10 protein-coding genes are annotated in these 13959 nt (G+C 31.5%); 1 reads left to right on the top strand and 9 read right to left on the bottom strand.

The genetic code is table 11. The annotated features are described in order from the left end of the window. Positions 1-32: 32 nt before the first annotated feature. From Q4548_RS01200 to Q4548_RS01165, 8 genes are all read right to left on the bottom strand, one after another. Entirely contained in the window at positions 33-3149 is a 3117-nt protein-coding gene (locus tag Q4548_RS01200) for an efflux RND transporter permease subunit (protein ID WP_303450460.1), read from the bottom strand. 4 nt (positions 3150-3153) lie between these two features. Then, the gene (locus Q4548_RS01195) at positions 3154-4080 is read right to left on the bottom strand and encodes a biotin/lipoyl-binding protein (protein WP_303450458.1); all 927 of its coding nucleotides are present in this window, start codon (positions 4078-4080) and stop codon (positions 3154-3156) included. Position 4081: 1 nt separating this feature from the next. Beyond that, positions 4082-5368 (bottom strand): TolC family protein, encoded by a 1287-nt coding sequence (locus Q4548_RS01190; RefSeq protein ID WP_303450455.1) that lies wholly within the window; start codon positions 5366-5368, stop codon positions 4082-4084. Between the two features lie 99 nt (positions 5369-5467). Then, positions 5468-6733 carry a HAMP domain-containing sensor histidine kinase gene (locus Q4548_RS01185; RefSeq protein WP_303450452.1) on the bottom strand — a complete coding sequence of 422 codons (1266 nt, stop codon included), beginning with the start codon at positions 6731-6733 and terminating at the stop codon, positions 5468-5470. Next, complete coding sequence (locus Q4548_RS01180; protein WP_303450450.1) at positions 6726-7403, bottom strand: response regulator transcription factor; 678 nt, start codon at positions 7401-7403, stop codon at positions 6726-6728. Before Q4548_RS01180 ends, Q4548_RS01185 begins: the two co-directional genes overlap by 8 nt. A gap of 48 nt (positions 7404-7451) precedes the next feature. Further along, positions 7452-8603, bottom strand: a complete 1152-nt coding sequence (gene nhaA, locus Q4548_RS01175; protein WP_303450448.1) for a Na+/H+ antiporter NhaA — start codon at positions 8601-8603, stop codon at positions 7452-7454. A 147-nt stretch (positions 8604-8750) separates the two neighbouring features. Next, on the bottom strand, positions 8751-9536 hold the full coding sequence (gene truA / locus Q4548_RS01170) for a tRNA pseudouridine(38-40) synthase TruA (protein ID WP_303450446.1): 786 nt from the start codon (positions 9534-9536) through the stop codon (positions 8751-8753). After that, positions 9533-11077, bottom strand: a complete 1545-nt coding sequence (locus tag Q4548_RS01165; RefSeq protein ID WP_303450443.1) for a hypothetical protein — start codon at positions 11075-11077, stop codon at positions 9533-9535. Before Q4548_RS01165 ends, truA begins: the two co-directional genes overlap by 4 nt. A gap of 214 nt (positions 11078-11291) precedes the next feature. Here Q4548_RS01165 and Q4548_RS01160 point away from each other — a divergent pair, with 214 nt between their 5' ends. Continuing rightward, entirely contained in the window at positions 11292-12455 is a 1164-nt protein-coding gene (locus Q4548_RS01160) for a 2-isopropylmalate synthase (protein ID WP_303450441.1), read from the top strand. Positions 12456-12523: 68 nt separating this feature from the next. Here the strand turns inward: Q4548_RS01160 and murC are convergent, their stop codons facing one another. Beyond that, complete coding sequence (gene murC / locus Q4548_RS01155) at positions 12524-13879, bottom strand: UDP-N-acetylmuramate--L-alanine ligase (RefSeq protein ID WP_303450438.1); 1356 nt, start codon at positions 13877-13879, stop codon at positions 12524-12526. Positions 13880-13959 lie beyond the last annotated feature (80 nt).

Genomic DNA, 13959 nt, shown 5'->3' with positions numbered 1-13959 from the left:
CCTTGTGATGTTATCACTTATTCCATAAATAATTATAAAAGAGCTTTTTTTCGTTTATACAAAACCCTTATAAAACTAGGCAGTACAATTAACAGCATAGGCAAACCAACCACAAATCCACCAATAACAGCAATGGCTAAAGGTTGTTGCATTTGTGCACCCAAACCAATTCCTAAAGCCAAAGGCATTAACGCTAAAATAGCTCCAATTGCGGTCATTAATTTAGGTCGAATTCTTAATGCGATGGCATAATTAATGGCCAAGTCTATATTGTTATTCTTTTTCATATTGGCTTGGTATTGAGAAATGGTAAAAATGGCATTTTCAGCTAGAATTCCAACAATCATAATAATACCAGTATAGCTACTTACATTTAAAGGAGTGTTGGTTAAATACAATGCTAAAATTGAACCTGTAATTCCCATCATTGATGTAAATAATAGAATAGTAGAAAGTAGCCATTCTTTAAACAAGAACATAAAAACACCAAAAACCAATAGTGATGCTGTGAGTAAAATAAGCATTAGTTCTTTAAATGATTTTTGTTGTTCGGAATAAGCACCTCCGTATACAATGTTATATCCTTTGGGCAATGCTAAAGTTGTGTTTAATTTGTTTTGAATTTCGGTAATAGCACTTCCTAAATCACGATTGTCCAAACGAGCTGTTAAAACTACTACTGATTTTAAATCTTCTCTTTGTTGTTCTGTTTCGCCTGGATTTATTTCAATATCACAGAAAAAATCTACTCTTTTGGTTGTTCCATTAGGTAAAAAAATAAGTTGTCTTTTTATTTTTTCAATATCGTTAGATTCAAAATCAGCATATCTCATAATGGTTCTTCTCATTTGTTCTCCATCTTGTATTTCTCCTACTTGTAGGCCAGAAGTCATTGCGGCTTGTGAAGGAGAAGGTGTGGGTTGATTTGCATTGATTCCTAATGAAACTCCGTTGGTACAAATAGCCAACTGATTTTGAAAATCTAACAAAGAGATGTTGTATTGACTCAATAACTCTTGCCTAGGTTTAAAAATGATAGAAGAACCTGCCATACGTAAACCATTATCAATGTCTTCAATACCTGGTATATTGCTTAAAATTTCTTCCGCTTTTTGTGAAATATGTTGGAGGTTTTCATAATTATCTCCAAAAAACTTTACTTCAATAGGTTGAGCTGTACTCATTAAATCACCCAATAAATCAGCAATACGTTGTCCAAACTCTATATTTAATACAGGGTATTTAGCCGAAATATCATTTCTTAAATCGGTTATTACGTCTGCCGTAGTTTGTGTGTGGTGTTGTTTTAGTTGAATGGAATAATCTCCATAATTTGGTGGTACACCTCCAAAATGCATGGCCATTCCTGTTCTTCTGCTGTAGGTTTCTACTTCAGGATGCGCAATGATAATTTTTTCAATCTCTTTTAATACTCTATCTGTTTCTTTTAACGACGTTCCAGGAGGCATATAATAATCTAATACAATGGCACCTTCATCCAAATCAGGTAAAAAACCAGTTTCTAGTTTTTGAAAACTAAACCAAGCTGAAATACCAAATCCAAAGACAAGAATAATGGCGAAAATAGGTTTTTTAAAAAAACAGGTCAACCAGCTTAATTGCTGTAATCTTTTTTCTTCGGAGATGTGAACTTTATTTTTAGACTGTTTAAAGCCAATAATAATATGAAAAACAGGTAGTAATAACCAGGTGACTAAAAAAGAAGTGACCATAGTTAATTGCATAGTGTCTGATAATTCTTTGAAAAAACTACCAGCTAAACCACTCATCAATCCAAAAGGGAAATGAATAACAATGGTGGCTAAAGAGGAACCAATCATTGCAGGAAACAGTTCTTTGATAGCGTGTTTTACTACGGAGAATTTGTCTAATTCAGGGTGATCTTCGTGTTTTCTGTAAATTTGCTCAATGATTACAATTGCATCATCTATAATTAAACCAATAGAGGCAGCAATGGCTCCTAACGACATGATATTGATGCTGATATCTACCATGTTTAAAACCAGAATAGAAAAGGCAAGTGTAATAGGAATGGTTAAAGTAACAACCAAACTTGCTCTCCAAGATTTTAAGAAAAGAATCATTACTAAAATGGCTAAAAACAATCCTTCGTAAATGGTTTTAATGACACTTTGGATACTGTTTCCTACAAAAGAAGCTTGATTGTAGTAAGGTTTTAGAGTAACTCCTTTGGGTAATTGTTTCTGAATTTCTTGAGCTTTGATTTCGCAATCTTTAGCAAAATCAATAAGATTTATACCTGGTTGTTTTATTAAATCTAAAAGAACGGCATCGTGACCATTGGCATTTACAATAATAAATTCTAGTTGTTCTTTAAGTTCAACTTGGGCAACATCTTTTACTTTTATAAATTGATTTCCGTTGCTTTTAAGAATGATGTTTTTTAAATCTTCAACACTATTGGATCTTGTTTCGGTAAGTGATAAATACAGACGTTTATAGTCTTGAACAACTCCGTTAGATAAAATATAGTTATTGTCTTTAAAAGCATTTATAATGGTGTTAGGTGTAATACCCAAAGTACTCATTTTGGTAGGGTTGGGAATAATTGCAAATTCTTTATTTTTACCACCTCGTACAATTACAACAGAAATTCCGTTTACTTGAGAAAAGATAGGGCGAGCTATTAAATTTGCTTGATCTTTTAAAGTAACCAATCCATAACTGTTGCTTTCCAATGTATAACCGTATACAGGAAACGTAGATTGATTCATAGCCTCTATAGCAATGTTTACGTTAGGAGGTAAGTAATTTTTAATTTCATTAATTCTACCTTCTATTTTTGTTTTGGCTTGATAGATATCAGTTCCCCAATCAAAAAAAACATCAATAACGGCATTTCCTCTACTGGTAGTTGTTTTAACTACTTGTACTCCTTTTACTTTTTTAACGGCACTTTCTAAAGGTTTAGAAATGGTAATCATCATGCGGTCTATAGGTTGTTGACCTACATCTGCAACAAGCGTAATACGTGGAAACAAAACTTCTGGAAAAAGGTTGGTTTGCATTTGTGTATACGCATAAATTCCTGCAATGGTTAACAGTAAACCAATAAATAAAATGGGTTTTTTAAACGCGGTAAAATAATTTTTTGGATTAGCATTCATTATGTTACTTTTTGTTGTTAATACTAACAAAAGCTGTTTCTGGCAAACCGTAATTACCAACGCTTATAATTTTATCGGTATCGCTAAATTGAGGTGTTAAAATTTCAATAGAATCCTTGTTTTTGTTTCCAATAACAACAGGGATTTTTATAGCAGTACTATCATTTGTTATTTTCATCACCCAAAAGTCGTGTAGCATTTCATCACTTAAAACACAAGATTTGGGTAAAATTTGATGTTGTTCTTCTTGTTCTTTTATTAGAGTTGATTTTACAAATAATCCTTCTGGCAATATTTTGGTTTTGGTTGCTTTTGCTAAAAAGGTTTGCGTTTGTGTAGTTGTGTTTATAGAATTTAATTTTTTGGTAAAAGTGGCTGTAAATTCTTGGTGATTGGACAATGTAATTTTACAGATGCTTTTAAGTTTTGCCAAGTGAGCATATTCAAACGGTATGTTTATTTGAAAAGCTAAATTGTTATTTTCTATTATAGAGCAAAGTTGAGCTCCTTCTAACACATAATCTCCCGATTGTTGTTTGTCTAAAGTACTTACAATTCCAGAAGCGGATGCTTTTACTTGAATAATACCAAAGTTTTTAATGGAGTTGTTTTGTAGAGAAATATCATCTCCTAAAGCTTTACTTTCTTTAGACCTTAGTGTGTAAAGAATGTCGCCTTTTTTAACGTTATCTCCTAAAAGAACATGTACGTTAGTAATAAAAGAAGGAATAGGAGCGGTAACTAAATTCTTTTTTAAGTATATAGTAGAACCAAAAAACTCTAAGTTTTGATTGATGATACCATGGTTAATAGAAACAACTTCTACAGGAGTTTTAGGTCTTTGTGTTTTTGTAGATGATGTTTGTGAGTTGTGAGTACAAGCAGAAAATATATAAATTCCTAGAATGCTGATAAAAATATTTTTTTTCATATTACCAATTCCAATAATTGTAAGCGTTAATTAATAATTGTTTTTGTGAGTTTAATAAAGCAAGGTTTAGTTGAGCATTAACCTTGTTTTTTAAGACAGTAATAAAATTTACAATAGAAAGTTGTCCCGATATCATTTCTTTTTGATAGCTGTTAATTAAAGTGTTGTAGTTTTCTAATTGTTGATTTGTAATTAATATTTGTTCAGTATAAGCGGTTACTTGTTTTTTTATTTTTAATTTTCGAATATCATTATTGCTTTTAAAATTTCTTTTGTAATAAGCAATAGATTCCGTTAGTAGTTTTGTTTTGCTACGAGATATATTTTTTTGATGTCCATCCCATAAATTGTAAGTAAGGCTAATACCAAATCCAGTTCCTAATCTGTGAGGAATGGTTGCGCTGTAAGAAGTGTTGAGTCCTGTATTGGCATACAAACTGATTTGAGGTAGGTATTTTAACTCAAATTGTTTTTGTTGATTGGTGATAGCCAAACTATCTAGTTTGTGTTTTTGAATAAAAAGAGAAGAGGATTCTTCTTTTTTTAAATGAAGGCTGATTTTTTGTAAGTTGACAATCTCTTTACTATTAATTCCGCAAAGAATATTTAAATCAAAAAAATATTTATGATAATTAGCTTCGAAATTAGAAAGCTGAATCAGATAAGTCTGAAGGGTGATTTTTAATAAAGTTAAATCAGAATTTTTATAAATTCCACTACGAGTTAATTCTGTTAAAATATCTTTTTGCTTGTTTAGCAGGTTTACAATTTCTTGCGTGGAATGTACTTGTTTTTGATCTATGTTGCATAATATGTATTGGTCTATTACTGTTTTTTCTAAATCATGTTTACTTAATTTAATTCCATAGGTGTTTAGTTTAGAAGCAATGAATGTTTGCTCTGCAACTGTATTATAATTCTTTTTGTTAAACAAAGGTTGAGATATATTTAATAGTGCCTGATATTGTCCTCCGTTAGATACGCTCATGTCGTAACCATTATATCTAATAGGGTCTTTAGGGTTTAATATCAGTCTTGTTTTGTTGTTGTTACTCTCAATAACAGGAGCTACAAATACATTGGCAATTGCGCTTATTGTAGGTTTTAAATAAACAGATTTTAATCGTTTTATTTCTAGTTGATTAATGGTGTCTCTGTTTTGTTTCTCATGAATTAAAGGACTGTGTTTAATGGCTTGTTGGATGTAATAATCTACAGTTTTTTGTGCAGATGCATTGGTCTGAGTACACAGGACAAAGAGAAATAATAAAAGGAAAGTTGTCTTCATATAAATGTCTTTAATTATTTAACAACAAGATGATTTTTTAGGGGTTGTTTAAATATTAAAAGACAAACCTAATCTTCAATTTTGAAGATATTTAGGAGTTTAAAAATGAAGGATAAAACAATGGTGGTGGTTGGTGTAAGAATAGGTTATTTTCCAGTGGTTGAGGTCTGTAATTTTTTTTACAATTGCCAATCCCAATCCATTTCCATTTTTGGATGTTGCAGCTTTAGAAAAACGAGAAAATATTTTTTCAGAGTTTAGTGCAACGTTTGTACCTGTGTTTGTAAAAGCAAGACAGTTTTCTGTAATAGAAATATGAATGCTACCACTAAAAATATTGTGTTTAATAGCATTTAGAAATAAATTATTGATGAGAATTTCTAACAATATAGGATTTGAGACTACGTGAAGTTTTGTAGAAAGATCTATATGCAACTTTAGTTTTGTAGCCTTTGCTTGTTCTTTAAAAAAGTCTAAATTTTTAAGAAAGAAATTATTTACGATTAAAGATTCTGTATCAATAAACGTATTGTTTTCAATGTTAGAAAACAGTAATAAATTTTTATTGAGTCTTTTTAGGTGCGCAACACTGTTGTTTAAAGAGGTTAAAATTTCAAAATGTTCTTGGCTGATGTTTTCTTGTTGTATTAACAAGTCTAATTTTCCTTGAAATACAGCTAGAGGAGTTTGTAATTCGTGTGCAGCATTTTCTGTAAATTCCTTTTGATGTTGATAAATACGAAGATTTTTATCAATTAAATTCTCTATGCTCTGATTTAGACGATTAAACTCTTCTATAGAAGTTTTTAAAAATTTTGGTTTGCTTGCTTTGTCTATTTCAAACGCTTCAATTTGTTTTAAAGTATTATAAAAAGGTTTCCAAATTATTTCAGATAACTTTTTATTGATGATGTATTGTCCGATTAAGAACAGAAAAATAAGGATCAGATATAATTCGGCAATGCTCAATATTAAATCTTCGGATTCTACTAAATCTATTCTGCTAGTAAAAGTATAAGGAGTTCTTTCTATAAAAATAGGTGCATTTAACTCTCTGTAAGGTTCGTTTTCATCAACTAAAGCATCAAAATAAAAAGTGTTAAAAATACTGTCTTTTTTAAGGTTTTTACCTTTTATAATTTTAACATCTCGGTTAAATTTGTTCCAAGTAGAAATGTCACTTTTTTTTAGTTGAGGATGAGACTGTTTTAAAAATTCTTTTTTTCTAAGAATTAAAGTCTCGTCGGCATCATCTAGATATAATTGTTTGGTGATAAAATAAAAAACAGGAGCTGTTACAATCAATATAATGATAGAAAATAGCAGGTGTATTCTGGATGTTTTATGTAGTAATTTTTTAGTCATCTTGCCATTTATAACCCAATCCATATACAGATTTTATGTAATTGTTAGTGGTGTGTTTTTTTAATTTATTTTTTAGATTTTTAATATGTGTGTACACAAAATCATGATTGTCTAACAGGTCAGCCATATCGCCAGAGAGATGTTCTGCAATGGCACTTTTGGATAGAACTTTGTCGTTGTTGGCAATTAAAAACAGCAGTAAGTCAATTTCTTTTTTGGTAATTTCAATAAGACTATTATTAACTTTTAAGATTTTGGAAAATACATCAACTTCTATTTCGTTAAAAGTAATAAGGTTGTTGCCTTTAAAACTTTTACGTCTAATTAATGCTTGTATTCTAACTAATAATTCTGATAAATGGAAAGGTTTGGTTAAATAATCATCTGCTCCTAGTTGAAAACCTTTTATTTTGGTGCCTAAACTTTCTTTAGCAGAAATAATAATTACTCCTTCTGTTTTTTGTTGTTTTTTTAAAGAAGTTAAAATTTCTAAACCATCTCCGTCGGGTAGCATTAAATCTAATAAAATACAATCGTAATTGTACATGATTGTTTTTTCTATGGCATTGGTTTTATCTTTTGCCCATTCACAAATAAATTGATTTGTAGATAGGTAATTCTGAATGCTTTTAGCCAATTCTTGTTCGTCTTCTATCAATAGAATTTTCATAAGACTAATTTACACTTCAAATCTGAATAAATTTAGAAGTTTATCATCTTAGGATTGTTCTTTACATTCTTTATTTAAAATTAATTTTAAGCTGATGAAACCAATAAGTCCAGCAATTAAAGACGATATTAGAATTACAAATTTTGCTTTGTTGATAATTTCTTGATCATCAAAAGCAAGTAAGGTTATAAAAATGGACATGGTAAAGCCAATACCTCCTAAAAAACCAACACCTATAACAGATTTCCAACTTAAATCATCTGGTAGTTTACAAAAACCTAGAGCAACTGCTAAAAAGCTTAGACAAAAAATACCTAATGGTTTTCCTGCAATCAATCCCAAAGCAATTCCTATACTAGAGTTTTGAGACAGTGTTTCGCTAATATTACTGTCTAAAATAATAGCCGTGTTTGCTAGTGCAAAAACAGGTAGAATAATAAAAGCTACCGGTTTGTGTAAAAAGTGTTGTAATCTGTAGGAAGCAGAATTTTCTCCACCGTCTTTATAAGGAATAGCAAAAGCCAATAAAACTCCTGTAATGGTAGCGTGTACTCCAGAATTAAGCATAAAGTACCACATAGCAACTCCACCAATTAAATAGATAAAAAGCTTCTTTACTTGTAGTTTGTTCAGTAGTAGCAAGAGCCCAAAAATGGACAAGGCAATTAATAAGTTTATCCAAAAAATAGCTTTGGTGTAAAAAATAGCAATAATTAAAATAGCTCCTAAATCATCAATAACAGCTAAGGCAGTTAAAAATATTTTTAAAGAAGTGGGTACCTTGTTTCCTAGTAATGATAAAATTCCTAATGCAAAAGCAATGTCTGTGGCCATAGGAATTCCTGCTCCAGATTGAGTAGTTGTGCCTATGTTGAAGTACATAAAAATTCCAGCGGGAATTATAATTCCACCAAGGGCTGCAAAAATTGGCAACAAGGCGTCTTTTATGTTAGAAAGTTCCCCGTGATAAATTTCTCGCTCTAATTCCAAACCGATCAATAAAAAGAAAATGGTCATTAGCCCATCGTTAATCCAGTGTATAATACTATGTCCAGCAAATTGGATATTCCAAAAAGAGTTGTAATCTGTGCCAGAATTTGAGTTGGCGATTGTTAAAGATAAGATGGTACAGATAATCAATATCAGTCCACTTGTTTTTTCACTATTAAAAAATTCCTTGTATAGTTTTGTTATTTTCATTTTATATTTCTAGAATATGATTTTAAAATTTCTCTAAAATACAAAATGAAGTATGCGTAAGCTAATGGATTTGTTGATAGTTATTGAAAATGGGTATTACTACTTAAAGCAAAGTAGTGTTAATACCCAATAGGTGAATAATGTGAATTATTTTAAGGTGTTTTTGTGTAAAATCAATCCGCTGGCAGGTGCAATTTCTTTGTTCTTGTGGTCAGTGTCCCAAAAAATTAAAGAGTTTTTAATTTCTTCCAAAGTGGTTTCGTGCATGCCTAGTAAAAACAATTGTCCCATCATCATTCTGATTTGATAACGCATAAATCCAGGGCCCTTCACTCGATAAATAAAACTGTTTTTTGGAAAAAAATTAGCTTGATACAATGTGTTTTCTAAAATTTCAGAAGATAGAACGGTTCTTACAAATTTGGTGTTTTCACTAGGTCGTACGGTGTACTTTTTAAAATTGTGTTTACCTTCAAATAATTTAGCTCCTTGTTGCATTAGTTCAATGTCTAAAACATGATTTTTTCCTGTAAGCAAGGGTGCGCAAAAAGGATGGATTTTCTCTCCATGGGAAAATAAATAATGATATTCTTTCTGTTTGGTGTTCTGTAAAATGTCAAAATCGGCACTTACAGATTCTATTTTTAAGATTTGAATATCTTGAGGCAAGTTTTTGTTTAGTTGATGAAACAACCAATCTGTTTCGTAAAATGTTTTGGTGGTCAAATGGCATAGAGCTTCGTTGGCAGAAACCATGGTGTCAGTTCTTCCGGAAGCCAGTGTCTTAAAATTATCGTGCTTAAAAATAAATCGGAATGTCTTTTCCAATGTACCTTGAATGGTTTTTACTTCGGGCTGTTTTTGCCATCCATGAAAACGAAATCCTAGATACTGAAATTGGATGAGGTAATAGCTGTCGTTTGGATATTTCAATGTTTTAGGCGGTGCATTTTTTGTTTTACAATTTCTTCTACAGGAACACTTTTTATGTTAGATTCTAGCCAAGAAAGAATATCTAAGTATAAAAAAGAACGTTTTTCATAAGGATGATCTTCATATACTTTAAGTTCATCATACAATTCATTAAACGCTTTTTTCAATTGATTAGGGTACAGGTTGCTTAAATTTCTTAAGAACTTAATCATCTTTCTCTGAACCTCATAAAGGTTGTCCATTTTTAACAAAAATTTATAGGTAGATTTGATCAATTCCTCAATGTGTTCATCTTCTCCAGATTCATAATGAGCTACCAAATTCAGAACACGCGTGTAGCAAAGTAAGTCTTCACGCATTTTTAAATCTCTGTTTTTAATGATTTTATTTAAAAAGTAGATGCAGTTTTCATAATCACTTGCACCAAAGTACATACATGCTATTTTGTAATAGAATAACATTACGTGGTGAGCATCAATTTTCTTATCGGTTTTGTTCAGTTCACTCAATACTTCTTCTACAAATTCGGTTCCTTTGCTAAATTCACCAGTTAGGTAAAAAGAGTTGATTTTGTGTTGGTACAAATACAAGAAACATAAGTTTTGAGTGTTTTCTGAAGAGAATTTTTTTTCGTCTTTAATTTCCTTCGTCAACTCATTTAAAATCTCTTGAAATTTTTCTTTTCTCTGTAAATAAAATAGAGATTCTAATAAATAGTTTACGGCTTTTAAATAAAATACAGGATGTAGTTTTTTCATGTCTGGCATATCGTGAAAAAGCTGCACTAGTTTTTGTGAGTTTCTATAACAAGACAAAAAATCTTGGGTAATAAATCCTTGCCACAAATTGGCTTGGTATAGATACATTTTACCTGTAAAACCAAGTTCTGTAAAGTTGTATTTTGGAATACGATCTTTGTAATATTTTTCTACAAGATGGGTGTCTTTGTCGTTTCTAGCATAACCATGTTTTAGAAACCAACTGTACAACTGTAAAGAAAGGTTGGACAGTTTGCTGGTAACCACGTTTTTTTGGTTGATGTTTTTTGCTTCAATGGCCAAAGTATCCGCACGGTCACTCATACTACGAGTAATGTATTGAGATTCTATAACTTTTTCTAGTTCAATAATTTCGTAAGCCAAGTTGTATTGTTCCTTGTTTACTGCTACAGATTTGGTTTTGTCTAACAAGCGTAAACTTTGTTTGTACAGACCTTTGGTATACAATATGGTGGCAAAATCTATCTGTTCTCTAATCTGAGTAATGCTGTTCTGATGAATAGGACTCAAACGGAGGCTGATTAAAATTTGTCGATATAAATGCGCTTTTGTGTTGGAAATCTGTTGTTTTTTAATTCCGGTTTTGATCAGAATTAATTTTTCATCATAAACCGTTATTTTGTCCATCAACACAAACAAAGACATAAAGTTAGATTCAATATTTCCACCCAGTCTACCAGCATACAATTTGAATTGTCTTTTTTCAGATTTGCTCAATGACTTGATCAAAGAGAATAATGGATCTTTTTTTTCTTTTCTCATGGGTTTTTCATGGTAATGAGTTGTTCAAAAATACAAAAATATTCAGATTTTTAGCGTTGGATATCGTAAAGTTATAGGTTAATTTACCTAGTGTTTGTTGGTGTTTTGTGATATATTGTCTTTTTGGCTAAAGGAAAGATAATTTAATGAGTCTTTTGTCGGCATGGTCATACACTTATTTTTGTTTCTTCAATTAAGTTAAAATACAAGAATAATGGCTAAGGATCACGTACAAATATTTGATACTACTCTTAGAGATGGAGAGCAAGTCCCTGGATGTAAGCTAAATACAGCGCAAAAATTAATCATTGCCGAGCGTTTAGATATTTTAGGGGTAGACATTATTGAGGCAGGTTTTCCGGTGTCTAGTCCTGGAGATTTTAAATCGGTAGAAGCTATTGCTAAATTGGTTAAAAATGCGACAGTTTGTGGACTAACTCGTTCGGTTGAAAACGATATTAAGGTTGCAGCTGAAGCTTTAAAATATGCAGTAAGACCAAGAATTCATACTGGAATTGGGACTTCAGATTCTCATATAAAATTCAAATTCAATTCTAACAGAGATGCAATCATCGAAAGAGCAGTTGCAGCAGTTAAGTTTGCAAAAACATTTGTAGAAGATGTTGAGTTTTATGCAGAAGATGCAGGACGTACAGATAATGAATATTTAGCAAGAGTTTGTGAGGCTGTCATAAAAGCTGGAGCAACGGTGTTAAACATTCCAGATACTACGGGGTATTGTTTGCCTCATGAGTATGGTGCTAAAATTAAATATTTAAAAGAAAACGTTAAAGGAATAGAAAAGGCAGTATTGTCTTGTCACTGTCATAACGATTTAGGTTTGGCTACAGCAAATTCTATAGAAGGTGCAATTAATGGAGCTCGTCAAATAGAGTGTACTATTAATGGTATTGGAGAAAGGGCTGGAAATACTTCTTTAGAAGAAGTGGTGATGATAATGAAGCAGCATCCAGATTTGAATTTGGATACAGGTATCAATACAAAATTATTGTACAGTACTTCTCAAATGGTACAAGAACATATGGGAATGTTTGTACAAGCAAACAAAGCTGTTGTAGGTTCTAACGCGTTTGCGCATTCATCAGGAATTCATCAAGATGGTGTGATTAAGAATAGAGAGACTTACGAAATTATGGATCCAGCGGATGTAGGTGTTACAGAATCTGCTATTGTGTTAACAGCACGTAGTGGTAGAGCAGCACTGGCATACAGAGCTAAAAAAGTTGGATATGAGTTGACCAAATTAGAATTGGATGAAATTTATCCTAAGTTTTTGGATTACGCAGATACTAAAAAAGAAATTGTAGACGAAGATATTCATATTTTGATGGAAACAAGTAGCATCAAAATGAGTTGATAATTATCTATATAGAATAAAAAAAGACCTCTTTAATTTTAAAGAGGTCTTTTTTATTATAGAATAATTTAAGAAATTAACTTTTTTACTTCTTCAAAATCCAGTCCTCCATAGTTTCCAGAACTCATTAATAGCACGGCTGAGTTTTCTAAATTCTGAGAGAATAAAAATTGTTTAAAATCGTTTGGATTAGTGTAAATAATCAAATCTTCTCTTTTAAGAGCATTTTTTATTTGTTCTTCGCTAACTTCTTCTAATTGTTTAATAGCTACTGCTTTTGGAGAGTAAAACACAACAGCTTTGTCAGCTTTGTTCAGTGCTCCTTCGTATTCTTTTAAAAATTCAGCGTTCAAACTACTGTAGGTGTGCAGTTCTAAACAGGCCAAAACAGTTCTGTTGTTATATTGATTTTTAACGGCAGCAGTTGTAGCAGCTACTTTACTTGGGGAGTGTGCAAAATCTTTAAAGATAACTGAAATCTTGTTTTCTGCAATTTTCTCCAATCGTTTGCTGGCTCCTTTAAAACTTTCAATTGCTTCGTAAAACTCTTCTTCTCCCACGCCCATGTGTTGACAAATCCATTTGGCACCTGCTAGGTTTTGTAAGTTGTGCTTTCCAAAAATTTCTAAAGGCATATCACCTTCGGGAGTATCTAGCAAAGTGATTCCGTTTTCTATAGTGTATTTTGGAGTATGATAAGGATACTTTTTAATGGTGTGTTCAGAGTTTTCAACCACTTTTTTTACTTCAATATCTTCTTCATTGTAAACCATAATTCCACCAGGCGTTAGAGAATCGGTAAAAATGGAAAATTGTTCTGTGTAGTTTTCAAAAGTAGGAAATACGTTGATGTGATCCCAAGCAATACCACTTAGCAAAGCAATGTTGGGTTGGTACAAATGAAATTTTGGACGTCTGTCTATTGGACTAGATAAATATTCATCGCCTTCTAAAACAATAAATTCGTTCTCTTTGGTCAAATGCACCATGGTGTCAAATCCCTCCAATTGTGCTCCTACCATATAATCTACATTGATATCATGGTAGTTCAACACATGTAAAATCATAGATGTAATAGTGGTTTTTCCGTGAGATCCTCCAATAACCACACGTGTTTTATCTTTAGATTGCTCGTATAAAAATTCAGGATAAGAATAAATTTTCATTCCCATTTCCTGTGCTTTTAGCAATTCAGGATTGTTTGGTTTTGCGTGCATTCCTAAAATGATGGCATCCAAATTGCTAGTAATTTTCTCAGGATACCAACCAAAGGTTAAAGGTAAGAGTCCGTGTTTGTCTAATCTAGATTTTGAAGGTTCAAAAATGGTGTCGTCACTACCAGTAATCTGATAACCTTTTTTATGTAGTGCAATGGCTAGGTTGTGCATAGCGCTTCCGCCAATAGCAATAAAGTGAATGTTCATAAGAATGCGTTTGAAATGTAAAAATAGTTATTTAACATACTATTTTGAATAGATTCTGCTAAAATCAGTATTTTGTTACA

Source organism: Wenyingzhuangia sp. 2_MG-2023 (genome assembly GCF_030548295.1).
Classification (GTDB): domain Bacteria; phylum Bacteroidota; class Bacteroidia; order Flavobacteriales; family Flavobacteriaceae; genus Wenyingzhuangia.
This window is presented reverse-complemented; position numbering and strand designations above follow the sequence as displayed.

What these genes read in the sequence shown, in the direction of transcription:
- Q4548_RS01200 (WP_303450460.1), bottom strand. Translation starts at nt 3,149, where the DNA reads ATGAATGCTAATCCAAAAAATTATTTTACCGCGTTTAAAAAACCCATT.
- Q4548_RS01195 (WP_303450458.1), bottom strand. Translation starts at nt 4,080, where the DNA reads ATGAAAAAAAATATTTTTATCAGCATTCTAGGAATTTATATATTTTCT.
- Q4548_RS01190 (WP_303450455.1), bottom strand. Translation starts at nt 5,368, where the DNA reads ATGAAGACAACTTTCCTTTTATTATTTCTCTTTGTCCTGTGTACTCAG.
- Q4548_RS01185 (WP_303450452.1), bottom strand. Translation starts at nt 6,733, where the DNA reads ATGACTAAAAAATTACTACATAAAACATCCAGAATACACCTGCTATTT.
- Q4548_RS01180 (WP_303450450.1), bottom strand. Translation starts at nt 7,403, where the DNA reads ATGAAAATTCTATTGATAGAAGACGAACAAGAATTGGCTAAAAGCATT.
- nhaA (WP_303450448.1), bottom strand. Translation starts at nt 8,603, where the DNA reads ATGAAAATAACAAAACTATACAAGGAATTTTTTAATAGTGAAAAAACA.
- Q4548_RS01165 (WP_303450443.1), bottom strand. Translation starts at nt 11,077, where the DNA reads ATGAGAAAAGAAAAAAAAGATCCATTATTCTCTTTGATCAAGTCATTG.
- Q4548_RS01160 (WP_303450441.1), top strand. Translation starts at nt 11,292, where the DNA reads ATGGCTAAGGATCACGTACAAATATTTGATACTACTCTTAGAGATGGA.
- murC (WP_303450438.1), bottom strand. Translation starts at nt 13,879, where the DNA reads ATGAACATTCACTTTATTGCTATTGGCGGAAGCGCTATGCACAACCTA.